Source organism: Elusimicrobium sp. An273 (assembly GCF_002159705.1).
Classification (GTDB): domain Bacteria; phylum Elusimicrobiota; class Elusimicrobia; order Elusimicrobiales; family Elusimicrobiaceae; genus Avelusimicrobium; species Avelusimicrobium gallicola.
This window is the reverse complement of sequence record NZ_NFJD01000001.1, coordinates 12687-29192: the sequence shown is the minus strand read 5'-3', so window position 1 is coordinate 29192 and position 16506 is coordinate 12687. Positions and strand designations below refer to the sequence as shown.

Here is a 16506-nt window from a genome sequence, read left to right as displayed (position 1 = left end):
CGGAAGGGTTGACGGGGGTATTCTCGTTTGATAGACTGTAAAAAGGGATTTTAGCAGTATTTTGACTCTAAAACCAACTGTTTGGTTTGCATGCTTTTTACCGTCAATTGTGCAAAAAAGCCGCGAAAGCCTTTTTTGCATAATTTTATTTTTTAGGACAGGAGCAACTATGAAAGTATTATTGTTGGCGGGGGGACTGGGCACCCGCTTGGGAGAAGAAACCTCCATTCGCCCCAAACCCATGGTGGAAATCGGCGGATACCCGATTATTTGGCACATTATGAAGCTTTACACCCATTATGGATTTACGGATTTTATCATTCTGTGCGGATATAAGAGCGAAGTTATCAAAGAGTATTTCCTCAATTACTACACCAATAACTCCGACGTAACCATTGATTTTTCCAATAACCAAATTGACATCCACCGCAACCGCTGTGAACCCTGGAAAGTAACCATGCTCTATACCGGGCGCAACGCGCTGACCGGCTCGCGCATTAAGCAGGCCCGCCATTACGTAGGCCAGGAACCTTTTATGCTTACGTACGGGGACGGTGTGTCGGACGTAAACATTAAAAAACTGCTGGAAGAGCACAACCGCTCGGGCAAATTGGTTACCCTGACGGCCGTGCAGCCTACCGGCCGTTTTGGCGCCATCAACATCCAGGCGGACAATTCTATTTCCCGCTTTCAGGAAAAACCCGTGGGGGACGGCGCGTGGGTAAACGGCGGATTTTTTGTCTGCCAGCCGGAAGCGTTTGACTATATCGCCGACGGAGAAAACGTTACGTGGGAAAAAGAACCGCTGTGCTCTTTAGCGCAGGCCGGGCAGTTGGGCGCTTACAAGCACAACGGCTTTTGGCACCCGATGGATACCTTGCGCGACAAAATGGAATTAAATGAATTATGGGCCGCCGGCAAAGCGCCGTGGAAAGTGTGGGAGGATTAGATGAAGAAAGTTTTGATTACGGGCGCCAGCGGCTTTATCGGGCGCCAGGTTACCAAGCAAATGATTGCCCGCGGGTACACGGTATATGCCCCTTCTTTGGCGCCCACTTTGCCGGCGCAGGAAGGGCTGATTCAGCACGAACTGGATTTTTTTAAACCCGGCGCCCTGAGCGATTACTTAAAAGAACACCAATTTGAAAATTTAATTCATCTGGCGTGGTACGTAGGGCCCAAATGCCATATGCACCCCGGGAATGTGCAGTGGCTGTGCCTGTCGCTGGAAATGCTGAAAACGTTTATTGAAAACGGCGGCAAAAAATTTTTGGGTGCGGGCAGCGTGTCGGAATATGATTTTTCGTACGGCCTGTTGCGGGAAGACAAAACCCCGCTCAATAACCCTTCGCTGTACGGGCAGAGCAAAGCGGCTTTGTACAAAGTAGGCAGTTCCCTGTGCCGCCAGGCGGGGATTGATTTTAAATGGGCGCGCATTTTTAATTTGTACGGCCCGTATGAACGGGCGGCGCGGCTGATGCCGTCTGTCATCTGTTCCATGCTAAAAGGCGAGGACGTAAAAGTAAGCCCGTGCACCAAATTTTTGGATTACCTGCACGTGGAAGATACGGCCCGCGGCATTGCCATGCTGTTTGATTCTCCGGTTACGGGGGCGGTAAATATCGCTTCCGGCCAGCCGGTGCAGCTGCGGGTAATGGTGGAAGAAATGGCCCGCTTAACCGGATTTAAAGGAAAAATCCTCTGGGGCGCTTTGGAAGAAAATTTTGCCGATCCCGTTCTGGCCGGTGCCAACGAACGGCTGACGAAAGAAGTGGGGTGGAAACCCAACTATACGCTTACGTCCGGGCTGGAACAAACAATCAACTGGTGGAAGGAGCATTTGAAATGAATCAATTTAATGGAGTGTATAAAGGAAAAACGGTGCTGGTAACCGGGCATACCGGATTTAAAGGTTCGTGGCTGGCCATTTGGCTGACGGCGCTGGGAGCCAAGGTTGTAGGCTATGCGTTAGACCCTTATTCCGACCGCAGCAATTATTGCGCTTCGCACCTTAAAGAACGTTTGTTTGCCGACGAACGCGGCGACGTGCGCGATTCGGCCCGGCTGGAAGAAGTCATTGCCAAATACAAGCCTTCCATGATTTTTCACTTGGCGGCGCAGGCGTTGGTGCGCACGTCGTACGAATACCCCAAAATGACGTATGAAACCAATTTAATGGGGTCGTTAAACATTTTGGAAGCCGTGCGGAAATTTGATTTTATCAAGCAGGTAATTATGATTACCTCCGATAAATGCTACGAGAATGTAGAACAGATTTGGGGATACCGCGAAACCGACCGTATGGGCGGGTACGACCCGTACTCCTCTTCCAAGGGCTGTGCGGAACTGATGATTTCTTCGTGGCGCAACTCCTTTTTTAACCCTAAAGATTACGCCAAACACGGCAAGGCCGTGGCCAGCGTGCGGGCCGGAAACGTGATTGGCGGCGGAGACTGGAGCGACAACCGCTTAATCCCCGACTGCATCCGCGCCATTGAAGCCGGAAAAGATATTGAAATCCGCAGCCCGCAGGCCACCCGCCCGTGGGAACACGTAATGGAGCCGCTTTCGGGCTATTTAAAAGTGGGCGAAAAATTGGTGGAAGATCCGGTAACCTACAGCACCAGCTTCAACTTTGGCCCCAAAATAGAGGCCAACCGCACCGTTTGGGAAGTGGTGCAAAAATGCGTTGCTTACTACGGAAAAGGAAAGGTGGTGGATGTTTCCGCCCCCGGCGCCGTGCACGAAAACACTTTGCTGAGCTTGGATGTTACCAAAGCGTACCGGATGCTGGATCAGTGGCATGCCAAACTGTCGTTTGACGAAGCGATTGAGTTTACCGTAGATTGGTATAAAGAAGCGCTGAACGGAAAGGATATGTGGGACTATTGCGTTAAGCAAATCCAAGCCCACGACGAAAAAGCCTAACGCATGAAAGAAACGGTTATTTTGGGCGGCGGTATTGCCGGGCTGGCGGCCGCCTACAGGCTGCGCCAAGCCGGCCGGTCGGCCCGCATCTTTGAAAAAGATGCGGAGTGGGGCGGCTTGTGCGGCAATTTTACGATTGACGGTTTTCGGTTTGACCGTTTTGTGCATTTTACCTTTGCGCCCGATCCGAACGTCCAAAAATTGTTTTCGGCGGCGGGGCCGCTTTTAAACCATCCGCCGGTTTCTTCCAATTATTATCACGGGTATTGGCTGTATCATCCGGCGCAGAATAACTTATATCCGCTGCCGACGGATGAAAAAGTCAAAATTATTAAGGGCTTTGTACACCGCCGGCAAATCCCCGTGGAACAAATTTCCGATTATGACACTTGGCTCCGGGTGCAGTACGGCGATTATTTTGCCGAGCATTTCCCGTTTGCTTATACCCGCAAATACTGGGGCGCCCAGCCCAAAGAATTGGAAACCAAATGGGTGGGAAACCGCATGCACTCGCCCACCTTGGAAGAAGTGCTGAAGGGTGCGTTTGAAAAACCGACGGAAAATTTTTACTATACTTCCGTAATGCGCTACCCGCAAAAAGGCGGGTTTAAAAGCATTTTGCATGCGCTGGCCCAAGGGGCGGACATTGCGCTAAATAAAAAGGCCGTCTTTATTGACCCCCGTGTCAAACGGGTGAAATTTGCAGACGGAACCGCAACGGCCTACGGCGAGTTGCTTTCTTCTTTGCCGTTGCCGGAAATCATCCGCTTATTGCCGGATGTGCCGGAACCGGTGCAGCAGGCCGCCAAACGCCTGCGCCATACGTGCGGGTATCAAATTTCATTGGGTTTTAACAAACCGGATATCGCCAAATACCTCTGGTTTTATATTTATGATGAAGACATCCCTCCCGCCCGGGTCTATTCCCCCAATTTAAAATCGCCCGACAATGTGCCCGGCGGCTGTTCTTCCCTGCAGGCGGAAGTATTTTACGGCAATACCGCCCCGGTGCCTCCCGCCGAACAAGTGCTGGATACGACGCTGGAAAAATTGCGGCAAATGGGGCTTTTTAACTCGGCGGATATTGCGGTAAAGGACATCCGTTTTGAACCGTACGCCAACATTATGTTTGACCACGCCATTTACCAAAACCGGCAAACGGTTTTGGATTATTTAACGTCTTTGGGCATTTACAGTATGGGCCGCTTTGGCAAATGGGCCTACTTCTGGACACATCAAGCGTTTGAAGACGGCAAAAACACTGCGGAGCAAGTGATGCATGAACACAAATAATCCCACCATTAAACTGCTGATCAGTTATCACGACAAGCACCGCCTTTTGAAATCGGATATTTTAACGCCGATTCAAACGGGGTGCGCGTTGGCGGCGGAGCGTTTTGAAGGAATGCTGCAAGATGATGATGGGGAAAATATATCCACCGGAAATCCTCAATATAATGAGTTGACCGCCCAGTATTGGGCGTGGAAAAATTATGCCAAGCTGGGCAACCCCGATTATATCGGGTTTATGCATTACCGTCGTCATTTTTGTTTTGATGAGTCTTTAATTGGACAACAAAGCACTTGGCTTTCTGCTTCCTGCGTCTATAAAATGCCATCTGCGACAGATGACTATTTAAACCGCAATTTTCATCCTCAAAAAATATCAAATAGCTTAAAAGGATATGATTGTTTGGTTTTAAAAGCATATGACGTTACAAACTTAGGATCTTCTTCTAACAGACATCATTATGCTACTGGCATTCCGGAGCAAAATGTAGCTACATTTGATTTATTGCTGGAGACGGTGCTCAAGTTTTTCCCCAATTATGAAGAAGAAGTAAATTCGCTAAAAAACGGTTCTGAACAATACCTTTGCAATATGTTTATTATGAAGAAAGATTTATTCTTTCAGTATTGCCAATTTTTGTTTACCGTTCTTGCGGAAATGGCAAAGCAAGTGGATTCTTCTCATTTTACCAGTCAGCAAAACCGTTTTTTGGGATATATGGGGGAATACTTGCTTTCTTTGTTCATCAAACATGCTTACAGAACACATTCTTTTCGGATTAAAGAAATAAATGGCTTTTTTATAGAGGATACCGGCTGTTCATATGATATAAAACCCGTCTATAAAACACCTTTTTCAGCTATTGTGATGGCCTGTTCGCGGGAGTATATTCCCTACTTATCTGTTTGCCTGCAATCGCTGGTGGAGCATGCTCATATATCATCTAATTATGATATTGTGGTTATGGAACGGGATATTCCGGCGGAAGAAAAAGGAAGATTAAAAAGACAAATTGAAAGAAAAAATGTTTCTTTGCGGTTTTTAACGGTTCCCGATCTGCTTGCAGATAAACAAAAAATAAAAATCAAACAATTGCCAGAAAGTTATTACCGCCTGTTTGCTCCTTTGTTATTACAAGGTTACGAGCGAATTATTTATACGGATTGTGATGTGATTTTTAATGATGATATCGCTAAGTTAGATCAGATTTCTTGTCCAACTGCCATAGCCGCGTGTAGGGATGTAATGATGAATGCCCGTTTGGGACTTACGTGGGCAGATTGGAAACGGTATTGTAGGGAAGACTTAGATCTAAAAAATGTTTATGATTACTGCAATGCCGGTGTAATAGTAGTTAATGTAACGCAATATATCAAAGAAAATATCGCATTTAAAGTCTTAAAACTCTTGACGAGCAAAGCGTTTCGTGGCTCGGTACAGGATGCTCTGAATTCTATTGTAAAAAATGAAATTACTTATTTGGATCCGGCTTGGAATTGGCCTACATTGCAAATGCATATGAAACGAATGCAATTTTTGTCGGCTATGGATTGTCACACTTTAAACCTCTATACACACGTGCGCCAACTTCCTCGGATTATACATTATGCTTCGTTTCGAAAACCGTGGTACTACTTACAAGAAGATATGGCAGAAATTTGGTGGGGTTATGCGCGCAAGACGCCGTACTATGAAGAAATTTGCTTGCGCTTAAACCAGCATGAAACATCAAAAATTTTTTCGTGCCGATACAAAAATAGACACCAAAACTATGCGTTGCTTTATTTGTCTTATTTGTATTATAAATTGATGACGCATATTACATCTGGCAAAAAACAGGCTCGTTACAAAACAGCTTGGGTAGAAGCCAAAAATGAAGTGGAATTATGGAGGGAGCATAGTTAACATCCTTGCCTGTCCAACCAACTGAAAGAGACACTTGTTTGTAAAGAAATGTGAGGAACTTTTATGGAATTTGAACCTATTACGCCGGCTTTTGCCAGTACGCCCTATGTAATCGGGATGAGCAGCAGCAACCGATATGCCCCCTATTTGGCGGTATATTTGCAATCTATTATTGACCACGCCAAAGAAGAAAACCGGTACGATATCGTCATTTTTGAAACGGATATGACTGCCGATAATAAAGCGCGGATACAGGCATTGGCGCAGCTGCCGAATTTTTCTATCCGGTTTTATAATCTGAAGACGGCTTTTGAAAACAATCTGTATATCTCGCTGCATTACTTTGCCAAACAATGCTATTACCGGCTGGCCTTGGGGGAAGTATTTAAACAATATGAAAAAGCGGTGTTTACGGATATTGACTTGGTGATGGTTGCAGATATTTTTGATTTGTTTAAAATTGATTTGCAAGGGCAGCCCATTGCCGCGTGCGAAGAAATTTTGTGGACGCCTAGCCGTAGGAATCAGCAGGTATCCCGCACACAAAGTATTGATTCTTATTTAAAAGAAATCGGGTGTACGGGCCTGTATTACAACACGGGCGTAGTGGTGGCGGATGTGGCCAAGTTTAACGAAACGGCTTCTTTCCGGCAGCTGCTGCAAACGGCGCAGGAAAATAAATTTATGAACCTGGAACAGGATGTCCTAAATAAAGTGTTTAATAACCGCTTTTATACGCTGCCGCCTTGCTATAATTTTGAGGTTATCAACAGCGTTTTTGAAGGCAAAACGGAGGATTTTAGAGTCTATGCCGCCCAAGTGGAACAGGCGCGGGCCTATCATTTCTTGGCGGCGGATAAAGTGTGGTTCTTCCCTAACGTCCCCAAAGGCTACCTGTGGTGGCAAGTGGCGCGCAAAACGTCCTATTACGAAGAGATATTGGCCGCGTATGTCAATTTTTACTGTTGGCATTTTGTGCCCTATTATTTAAAGTATAAGAAGTATCATTTCTTTGCCAAATTTGTTTTTGGAAAAATGAAACAAAGATACTTGCGCAAAGCGGCCGAATATTGGAATTGGCTTCAGTATTAACTTTTTGTAACCGCCGTACAAACCGCCCGTTTTGCGGGCGGTTTTTTCTTTGGGGGAGTAGTACGAAAAAACGCTTGACAAAATAATTATACGCTCGTATAATTATACATATGTGTAATTAAAGAGGTGTCATATGGGCAGAACTTCTTCCGGCACAGATGAAAAACTGATTCAAACGGGGATCCGGCTGGCGCGCGTGCGCGGGCTGGGCGGGTTTACCGTGCGGGAATTGTGCGCGGAAAGCCAAGTAAATTTGGGGATGTTTCACTATTGTTTTATCAATAAGGATAATTTTGATAGGGCGCTGCTCAGTACGCTATACGAAAATTTGATGAAAAATATCCGCTTGGAAGTGTCGGACGATAAATCCGCCCGCGCCAATGTGCTCAACATTTTGTTGGCCATTCAGCGTTTCGTGCGGGAAAACCGACGTCTGCTCTCGTCGTTGGCGGGAGATGTGTTTAGCGGGAACGCCAAAATTATTGATTTTATCGGCCGCAATTTTACGCACCACATTTCCGTACTCTTGGCGCAGCTGGAACGGGCGGAGAAGGAGGGGCAACTGGTACTGAAAGACGCGGCCAACGCGGCTTTGGTATTGGCGATGCCGGTGGTGTTTCCGCAGTTGGTGGCGGGGCTCGATGAGAGGGTGCCTTTGCCGTGGAAAGGAAGAGTGCGCCCGTCGGTAACGGCCCTGTTTTCCGACAAAGGCGCCGCGGAGCGGATTCAAGTGCTGGTCGGGGCCGTATTTAAGGGGGAAAAATGAAAAAGATTTTAGGATTTTTGTGCGTTCTGGGGCTGACGGGCGCCGCGTGGGCGGCGCCGGTGCAGCCGCTTTCGCTGGCCGCGTGTGAGGAAGCGGCCCTGGCTTTTTCGCCCGCGGTAAAAGCGGCGCAGGCTCAAGCGCAGGCCGCCCGCGCTTCGTATGAAAGCGTGCGGGGCAACTTGTATCCGGCGCTTTACCTAGACGCCGCCGGGAGCTGGACGTCCGAAGTGCCGCAAATGCAGGTGGGGCCGCAGACGTTTGAATTCGGAAGCGAGTGGGGCTATTCGGCCGGCCCGACGCTGGAATACGTACTGTTTGACAAAGGGGCCCGTTCGGCGGCCTCCCGCCGGGCGCTGTCGCTGTATGAAAGCAAATTAATGGAATATGCCCTGGCGCGCAAACAGGCATTGCTTCAAGTGCGGCAGGCGTATTTTGCCGTGCAGCGCGATCTGGAAAATATCTATCTGCTTTCCGAACAATTAAAAGTATCGCGCAAACAGCGTGCGGACGTGCACGCCGCTTACAAAGCGGGCGCCAAAAGCCGCCGCGACGAACTGCTTGCCGAAAAGCAAGCCCTTCGCACCGCTTTGGACGCCAGCACCGCGCGGACGGAACTGGCGCGCGATTTGCGGGATTTGTTTAAACTGACGGGCACGGATTTCGGCATCAATCCGCAGTACCCGCTGGACTGGCGCGTGCGGGAAAAAATGGAAGGGGAAACTTCCGCCGTCATCCGCGCCGATGCGCCCGCCCAGACCGCCAAACAGTTTGCGCCGTTTCAGACGCTTACGTTTGACGCGGCTACGCCCCGCTTGGCGGCGTACGACGGCGTGATCCAATCGTACGAATATGCCGCCCGCGGTTATGCCGCCGCCGTTTGGCCGCGGCTTTCGCTTAGCGCCGGCGCCTATGCCCAGTATCCCAACGGGCCCATTCAAGAAGACGTTTTTTTAGGCAAAGCCGGCCTCTCCCTGCGTTTGCCGCTGTTTGAAGGAGGCAAAAACAAACAGCAGGCGCAGGCCCAGCGCTTGGCGGCGCAGGCCACTTCCGTCCAAAAGGAAGAAACCGCCCAAGCCTTGGAAGCGCTGTTTGCTTCGGCGCAGGATTCGCTGGGAGCGCTGGATATAGAAATGCGTTTGGCCGCACAATTGGCGGACAAAGCCGCCCAAGCCGCTTCGCTTACGTACCAGGCGTACCAAGCGGGCGCGGTTACCTTTTTGGAAGTGGATGACGCCAACCTCTCGGCCCTGCAAAGCCGGCTGATGGTAAGCGAATTGCTGATCCGCCGTTTAAACGGATTGGCCGTTTTGGACAGTTTGGGGAAATAGGAGCCTTATGAAAAAAATTATTGTTTTCGTAGTGATTTTATTGGTGGCGGCGGTGGCGGCGGGACTGTTGTTTTTCCGTCATACGCCGTTTGCGTACAGCGGGGTAGTGGAAGCGATAGAGGTGGATGTGCCCAGCCGCTTGTCCGACACGATCAGCCAAATAAACGTGCAGGAAGGGAGCGCCGTCCAGAAGGACGAAGTCTTGGCCCGGCTGGACTGCCGCGACACGCGCCTGAAAGCCGCCATTGCCCAAAAAGAGTTTACCCGTGCGGAAACCTTGTTAAAAACCACCGCGGGTTCGCGCGAAAATTACGACTTGAAAAAACATCAATACGACCAGGCCGCCTTGTACGAAAGCTGGTGCGAGATCAAAAGCCCCATTGCGGGCAAGGTGCTCTATAAGTATTACGAACCGGGCGAATTTATTGCGGCCGGGCGCAAATTGGTGACGGTGGCCGACCTGTCGGAAGTGGACGTGTGGGTGTATGTGGAGCACGATTTGCTGGCGCGGCTGGCGGTGGGGCAGGCGGTAGAGGGATTTTTGCCGGAGTCGGATCAGCATTTTGAAGGACGCATTTTAAGCATTAACGACGAGGCCGAATTTACCCCGAAAAACGTGCAGACCCGCCGCGAACGCGAACGGTTGGTGTACGGTGTAAAAACGCGTTTTAAAAACGATGCGGCGCGTACGCTCAAATCCGGAATGACGTTGGAAGTTTCTTTCGGGGAGGAAAAATAAAATGCCCGCCCTGCGCGCCGCGGTGGAACAGGTAAGCAAAAAAATGGGCCGCACGCAGGCGCTTAAGCGGGTGGACGCTTCTTTTGCGGCCGGGCAGGTGCACGGCATTATCGGCCCCAACGGCGCGGGCAAAACCACGCTGATGCGTCTGTTGGCGGGGCTGCTGCACCCCGATACGGGCAGCGTTTCTTATTTTCAAGGCGATCAGCTTATTTCCGCCGAAGCGGCCAAGCGCGTAACGGGGTATTTCCCGCAGGAACCCAGCCTGTACCCGGATTTGACGTGTGAGGAACACTTGGAATTTTTCCGTGATTTGTATGACCTGCCGCAGGCGGACTTTATCCGGCGGAGCGAAGAATTGCTGCAGGCGACGGGGATGACGCCTTTTAAAGACCGCCCGGCGGGGAAGCTGTCCGGCGGGATGTATAAGAAATTGGGGCTGATGTGCGTGCTGCTAAACCGCCCTCAACTGCTCCTGTTAGACGAGCCTACCGTGGGGGTAGACCCCGTCAGCCGGCAGGAACTGTGGGATTTGGTGTACGGCTTTGCCGGGGAAAATATGACGGTCATTTTAAGCACTTCTTATATGGACGAGGCCGACCGCTGCGCGTGCGTGCACGTGCTAAGCGGAGGGGAAATGCTGGCCTCCGGCGCGCCGCAGGAAGTAACGGCGCAGTTTGGCGTGCATGATTTTGCGGAGATATTTTTAAACCATGAACAAAAATGATCCGGTCATCCGCGTGAAAAATTTGGTGGTGGCGTTTGGCTCATTCCACGCGGTGGACGGCGTGAGCTTTGACGTGCAGCGCGGGGAAATTTTCGGCTTTTTAGGCGCCAACGGCGCCGGCAAAACCACCACCATCCGCACCATTTGCGGCATTTTAAATCCTTCTTCGGGCACGGTGGAAGTGGACGGGAAAGATGTTTCCTCCTCCACGGCCGTGCTCAAGCCGCGCATTGGGTATATGTCGCAAAAATTTACGCTGTATCCCGACTTGACCGTGCGGGAAAATCTGCACTTTGCGGGCAGCCTCTATGCCATGAGCCCGCAGGCCATTGCCCAGCGTTCCCATAAGCTGATGGAATTTATCGGACTGAGTGAGGATTTGCCGGATCCCGTCAGCCATTTGTCGGGCGGGGTGAAACAAATGGTGGCGCTGGCGTCTTCTTTGCTGCACGATCCGGAGCTGGTGTTTCTGGACGAGCCCACCGCCGGCACTTCGCCCAAAACGCGGGCCTCTTTCTGGGCGCTGATCCGCCGCTTGGCCCAGTTGGGCAAAACTATTTTTGTAACCACCCACTATATGGACGAAGCCGAATACTGCGGGCGGATTGCGCTAATGGAGCGGGGCAAAATCGTGGCGATGGGCACGCCCGGGGAACTAAAAAAAGAATTTTTCCCGGTTAAACCGCTGGAACTGTCGTTTACAAAACCCGTGGAACAGCCTTTGCGCGCGGCGCTGGAAAAAGCAGGGATTGCTTCGGCCGTATTCGGCTCGCGCCTGCGGGTGCGTGCGCCCGACCGGGCCGCCTTTGAACAAGCCGCCGCTCCGTTTCGGGACGGCTTTTTCGCCCGGGAAACGGAACCCACCCTGGAAGACGTCTTTCTGCAGGCGGTGAGCGGGAGGAAAGCCGTATGACCTTTTCTTGGCGCCGCGCCCGCAGCGTGGCTTTAAAAGAATATAAACATATTTTGCGCGACCCGTTTACCCTGCTGGTTACGTTGGTGCTGCCGCTGGTGTTTGTGGGCTTTTTCGGTTTTGTGATTGATCTGGATTACAAGCATATGCGCGTGTATGTGCGCGACAACGACCAAACCAGCGTCTCCCGCCGTTTTTTGCAGGAGGCGGCGTCCTCGGGTTATTTTGATTTGCACCCCGTGCACGGCCAGTTCCAGCTGGATCAGGCACTGGAGCGCAACGACAGCCCGGCCTTGTTGGTCATCCGCCCGGGGTTTGGACGGCATATCCGCGCGGGGGACGCGGAAAACCCCGGTGAGGTGCAGCTTTTGGCCGACGGGACGGACAATGTGCAGGCCAGCATCATGGGCAGCTATATGCAGGGCGTGGTGCAAAAGGCCAACGCCGTTTTCGCCCGGGACAACCCCGCCTTGGCGGACGCCGCCGGCGCGGGCGATCAAATCCGAAGCCGTTTCTTGTTTAACCCGGAACTCAACAGCCGCTGGTTTATCGTGCCCGCTTTAAGCACCATTATTATCGGTTTTTTGGCCATTGTGCTTACGGCGCTGACGGTGGCCAAAGAGTGGGAAAACGGATCGATGGAGCTGCTTCTTTCCACGCCGGTGCGCCCGTCCGAAATTGTGCTGGGAAAACTGGTGCCGTATTTCCTGCTGACATTTTTTGACGTATTGGTCGTTTTTGTGCTGGCGATATACGTGTTTAAAATTCCGTTTCTGGGCAGTTTTTTATTCTATATGGCGTCGTGCTGGGTGTACATTACGGGGGCGCTTGCGCTGGGGTTGGTCATTTCCGTCGTTACGCGCCAGCAGCAGGCGGCCATTCAGTTTGCTTTTGCGGTGGGGTTGTTGCCGTCGTTTATCTTTTCGGGGTTTATTTTCCCCATTGAAAATATGCCGGCATTCTTTCAGTATTTTACCGCTTTGTTTCCCCAGCGGTGGTTTTTGCTCATCAGCCGTACGGTGTTTTTAAGCGACGCCGCCCCCGCCACCTTAGCCACCGCGCTGGCGGCGATTGGGGTGTTTGCCGGAGCGATGATTTTGCTGGCGGTGCATAAATTTAAAACGGATGTGGAACCATGAAATTGCGCGCGCGAACCTTAAAAGGATTTTTTGTAAAAGAAATCATCCAAATCATACGGGATCCCAAAATGATTATGGCGATTTTCTTTATTCCCGTGGTGCAAACCATTATGTTTGGCCTGGCGCTGACCAGCGAAGTAAAAAACATCAAATTTGTCGTGGCTTCCAAGCCCGGCAAAATAGCGCAGGATTTGGAAACCCGCGCGCTGGCGTCGGGCTGGTTTACCAAGGTGCCGGACGTAAACGGCGCCCAGGTGGAAGACCCGGAAGCGCTGGTGGCCTCCCATAAAGCCGAGGCGGTGCTTGTAGCGCCGCCGGAAGGGTTTGAAAAAGCCCTGGAGCGCGGTTCCGAGCCGATCCAGCTGTTGCTTAACGCCACCAACGCCCAGCGCGCCCAGCAGGTAAACGGATACGTCCAACAGCTGGTGGCGGAAGTGGCGCGCGCGAACGGGTACAATCTCTCCGGCGGGCTGATTAAGCTGGATATGCGGGTGTTGTTTAACCACTATATGGACACGACTTCTTTTATGATTCCGGCCCTGCTGGTAATGTCCACATTTATTGTGCTGCTGGTGGTGGGGGGAATGGCGATTGCCAAAGAAAAGGAAACGGGCACGATGGAAAAACTGATAGTTTCTCCCTGCAGCGTGGAAGAAATTATGGTGGGCAAGACGCTGCCGTATTTTGTCATCGGGCTGTGCATTGTGGGGCTGATTTTGTTTATTGGCGTAGCGGGGTTTGGCATTCCGTTTCGGGGCAGTTTGTGGCAGGTGGCGGTCAATGCGGTGCTGTTTGCCGTATCGGCGCTGGCGTGCGCCCTGCTTATCAGCACCGTGGTGCATACCCAGCAGCAGGCCATGATGGCCAGCGCGCTTTTTTTAATGCCGGCTATTTTGCTTTCGGGCGTTTTCTTTCCGGTGGCCAACATCCCGCCGCTGTTTCGGTGGATGTGCTATCTAAACCCCATGATGTATTCGGTGGTCAACTTCCGCTCCATTATTTTAAAAGGCGGCGACGCCTGGTTTTTCTGGCAAAACTGCCTGTGGCTGGCGGTTATTTCCGCCGTTCTTTGCGCGGCCGCGTATAAAAACTTCAAATCCAAGCTAAACTAAACTGCCCGTATTGGGAACTTCCTTATAAAATCCGCCCCCCTGCGCCTGTGCAGGAACCGGGATAAATTAGTAAAATAGAAGGGTATGGAAGTGATTGTATTTTTACCCATTTTATTTTTCTCCATTGTCCTGCACGAATTTGCGCACGGGCTGGCGGCTTACCGCCTGGGGGACGACACCGCCTACCTGAGCGGACGCCTTACTCTCAACCCGCTGCATCATATTGACCCGATCGGCACGCTGGCCGTGCCGGCGTTGTGCTGGCTGATAGGGATGCCGCTTTTCGGCTGGGCCAAGCCCGTGCCGATTAACCCGATGCGGATGCCTTCCCCGCGGCGGGATATGGGCAAAGTGGCGTTTGCGGGGCCGGCGGTCAATTTGCTGTTGGCGGTGGTGTGCGTGCTGGTGATGAAGATCCTGCTAGTCGGGCAGGCTTTCTTTTCCGCGCGCGCGTTGGAGCAGCTCTTTTTATTTTTGCAGTATGGCATGTTTATTAACGTGTTTTTGGCAGTATTTAATTTAATTCCCATTCCGCCCTTGGACGGCGGCCGCATCGTAACGGCGCTTCTGCCCCTGCAGGCCGCGCTGAAGTACGACGGCTTTTTCGGCCGTTACGGCATGTATGTGGTGCTGGCGCTTATTTTGACGGGAGCGGTGAAATATATTTTACTTCCGCCAACCATGTTGGTGGTGGGAGCGTTTTCGAAGTTCTTAATGTAGTACAGAGGTATTTATGCAAAAAGACAAAATCGTACTTTCCGGTATGCGCCCGACGGGCAAACTCCATTTAGGCAACTTTCACGGAGCGCTCAAAAACTGGGTGGCGCTGCAGGACAAGTACAACTGTTATTTTTTCGTGGCGGATTTGCATTCGCTCACCACGGCGTATGAACACACCGAAAACCTGGCCGAAAACAGCCGCAATATGCTGATTGACTGGCTGACGGCGGGGCTGGATCCCGAAAAAAGCACCATTTTTATCCAATCCGACGTACCCGAAGTAAGCGAGCTCAACACCCTGCTGGGGATGATTACCCCGCTGGGCTGGCTGCTTAGAAACCCGACGTATAAAGAGCAAATTCAGGAGCTGTTAAAACAAAAATACGCCGGGCAGTTGGACGAAAAATCGCTGGGCGAAAAAATCAACTCCATCGCCGGCGACGAGGAAATTTCTTCCTTCGGCTTTTTGGGGTACCCGGTGCTGATGGCAACCGATATTCTCATTCAGCAGGCCGCTTACGTGCCGGTGGGCAAAGACCAAACCGCCCACTTGGAAATCGCGCGCGATTTGGCCCGCCGCTTTGCCGAAATCTATGGGGAGGCCGTATTTACCGAACCCGCCCCGCTGTACACCGAAGTGGCGCGCGTGCCGGGGCTGGACGGGCGGAAAATGTCCAAATCCTACCACAACGCCATTAATTTGGGCGAAGATTTGGACTCCGTACGCAAAAAAGTGATGACGATGTTCACCGACCCCAATAAGAAAAAAGCCACCGACCCCGCCAACCCCGAGGGCTGTGTGGTGTATGCGTTCCACCGGATTTACAACCCCAACGCCGCCAAACGCTGCGAAGAATGCAAAGCGGGCGCGCTGGGCTGTGTGGCGTGCAAGAAAGAGCTTTTTGCCTTGATGGAGCCGGAGATGAAGGCCTTCTCCGAACGGCGCAAACTGTTTGAAAACGACGAAGCCCTGCTGCAGAAAATCGTCGCCATCGGCAAAGACCGCGCCCGCGCCAATGCCGCCAAGACGTTGGCTACCGTAAAAAAGGTCATGAGGATTACAAGATAAGTATGCTGGCTCCCGCACCGATAAATGTTCATATCAACGTGTTTGAAGGCCCGATGGACCTGCTTTTGCACTTGATTAAAAAAGACAATTTGGACATTTGCGACATTAACATTGCGGAAATTACCAAGCAGTACTTAGATTATTTAAACGTCATGAAGGAGCTGAACCTGGAAGTGGCGGGCGAGTTTTTGGTGATGGCCAGCACGCTGATGCAGATCAAAGCCAAAACGTTGCTCCCCTCCCAGGCGCCCACCACCGAGGACGAAGGGCCCAACCCCGTCAAAGAGCTGGTGGCCAAGCTGGTGGAATATCAAAAATACAAAGAAGCCAGCAAATTTTTAGAACAAAAGTTTGAAGAAAACAAAGACAATTTTTATCGTTCCGCCCCTATTTTTGACGACGGAGAAAAAGTAATCAACCTGCAAATGTTTGATTTGCTTTCCGCCGTAAAACGCGCGTTTGAGCGGCTGGACGAACGCAAACGCATTGAACTGCTGAAGGTGGAAGAGTTCCCCATTGAAATGAAAATGGAGAAAGTGGTCAACCTGCTCAAACACCGCGAGTGGGTACTGCTGGACGATATTTTCGTCGGGGAAACCAAAAAACGCGGCATCATTACGTGTTTTATGGCGGTGCTGGAACTGATGAAAATTAAAAAGCTGATTGCCCGGCAGGATGAAAAGCTGGGCCAAATCCGGATTTATTTAAACCCGGAAAACAAAGACAAAGATTTTAAAACCTTAATGCACGGCGAAGAAAAATAACCGCCCCGGAGGA

General features: G+C 51.1%; 16 protein-coding genes. All 16 read left to right on the top strand.

The window, feature by feature from the left end; translation table 11 throughout:
- Window positions 1-169: 169 nt before the first annotated feature.
- The 16 genes from rfbF to B5F75_RS00055 all read left to right on the top strand — a co-directional run bounded on the left by rfbF (window position 170) and on the right by B5F75_RS00055 (window position 16493).
- Window positions 170-949, top strand: coding sequence for a glucose-1-phosphate cytidylyltransferase (gene rfbF / locus B5F75_RS00130; RefSeq protein ID WP_087286157.1), 780 nt, complete (start codon window positions 170-172; stop codon window positions 947-949).
- Window positions 950-1849: an NAD-dependent epimerase/dehydratase family protein gene (locus tag B5F75_RS00125; RefSeq protein WP_087286155.1), complete on the top strand. Its 900-nt coding sequence runs from the start codon at window positions 950-952 to the stop codon at window positions 1847-1849.
- A complete protein-coding gene (gene rfbG, locus B5F75_RS00120) occupies window positions 1846-2928 on the top strand; it encodes a CDP-glucose 4,6-dehydratase (protein WP_087286153.1) in 1083 nt (360 codons plus the stop codon). Before B5F75_RS00125 ends, rfbG begins: the two co-directional genes overlap by 4 nt.
- A gap of 3 nt (window positions 2929-2931) precedes the next feature.
- Window positions 2932-4221, top strand: a complete 1290-nt coding sequence (locus B5F75_RS00115) for a protoporphyrinogen/coproporphyrinogen oxidase (protein WP_087286151.1) — start codon at window positions 2932-2934, stop codon at window positions 4219-4221.
- Window positions 4208-6124: a DUF4422 domain-containing protein gene (locus B5F75_RS00110; protein WP_087286148.1), complete on the top strand. Its 1917-nt coding sequence runs from the start codon at window positions 4208-4210 to the stop codon at window positions 6122-6124. Before B5F75_RS00115 ends, B5F75_RS00110 begins: the two co-directional genes overlap by 14 nt.
- A 63-nt stretch (window positions 6125-6187) precedes the next feature.
- Complete coding sequence (locus B5F75_RS00105) at window positions 6188-7216, top strand: glycosyltransferase family 8 protein (RefSeq protein ID WP_087286146.1); 1029 nt, start codon at window positions 6188-6190, stop codon at window positions 7214-7216.
- 133 nt (window positions 7217-7349) lie between these two features.
- Window positions 7350-7982 (top strand): TetR/AcrR family transcriptional regulator, encoded by a 633-nt coding sequence (locus tag B5F75_RS00100; protein WP_087286144.1) that lies wholly within the window; start codon window positions 7350-7352, stop codon window positions 7980-7982.
- Complete coding sequence (locus B5F75_RS00095; RefSeq protein WP_087286142.1) at window positions 7979-9310, top strand: TolC family protein; 1332 nt, start codon at window positions 7979-7981, stop codon at window positions 9308-9310. The genes B5F75_RS00100 and B5F75_RS00095 overlap by 4 nt, the downstream gene beginning before the upstream one ends.
- Before the next feature lie 7 nt (window positions 9311-9317).
- A complete protein-coding gene (locus B5F75_RS00090) occupies window positions 9318-10049 on the top strand; it encodes an HlyD family secretion protein (protein WP_087286140.1) in 732 nt (243 codons plus the stop codon).
- A 1-nt stretch (window position 10050) separates the two neighbouring features.
- On the top strand, window positions 10051-10776 hold the full coding sequence (locus tag B5F75_RS00085) for an ABC transporter ATP-binding protein (protein WP_087286138.1): 726 nt from the start codon (window positions 10051-10053) through the stop codon (window positions 10774-10776).
- Window positions 10763-11689 (top strand): ABC transporter ATP-binding protein, encoded by a 927-nt coding sequence (locus B5F75_RS00080; RefSeq protein WP_087286136.1) that lies wholly within the window; start codon window positions 10763-10765, stop codon window positions 11687-11689. Before B5F75_RS00085 ends, B5F75_RS00080 begins: the two co-directional genes overlap by 14 nt.
- A complete protein-coding gene (locus B5F75_RS00075; protein WP_087286134.1) occupies window positions 11686-12828 on the top strand; it encodes an ABC transporter permease in 1143 nt (380 codons plus the stop codon). Before B5F75_RS00080 ends, B5F75_RS00075 begins: the two co-directional genes overlap by 4 nt.
- Complete coding sequence (locus B5F75_RS00070; protein ID WP_087286132.1) at window positions 12825-13940, top strand: ABC transporter permease; 1116 nt, start codon at window positions 12825-12827, stop codon at window positions 13938-13940. The genes B5F75_RS00075 and B5F75_RS00070 overlap by 4 nt, the downstream gene beginning before the upstream one ends.
- Before the next feature lie 84 nt (window positions 13941-14024).
- Window positions 14025-14660 (top strand): site-2 protease family protein, encoded by a 636-nt coding sequence (locus B5F75_RS00065; protein WP_087286130.1) that lies wholly within the window; start codon window positions 14025-14027, stop codon window positions 14658-14660.
- Between the two features lie 13 nt (window positions 14661-14673).
- Window positions 14674-15729 (top strand): tryptophan--tRNA ligase, encoded by a 1056-nt coding sequence (trpS, locus tag B5F75_RS00060; protein ID WP_087286128.1) that lies wholly within the window; start codon window positions 14674-14676, stop codon window positions 15727-15729.
- Between the two features lie 2 nt (window positions 15730-15731).
- Window positions 15732-16493: a segregation and condensation protein A gene (locus B5F75_RS00055; protein ID WP_087286126.1), complete on the top strand. Its 762-nt coding sequence runs from the start codon at window positions 15732-15734 to the stop codon at window positions 16491-16493.
- Window positions 16494-16506 lie beyond the last annotated feature (13 nt).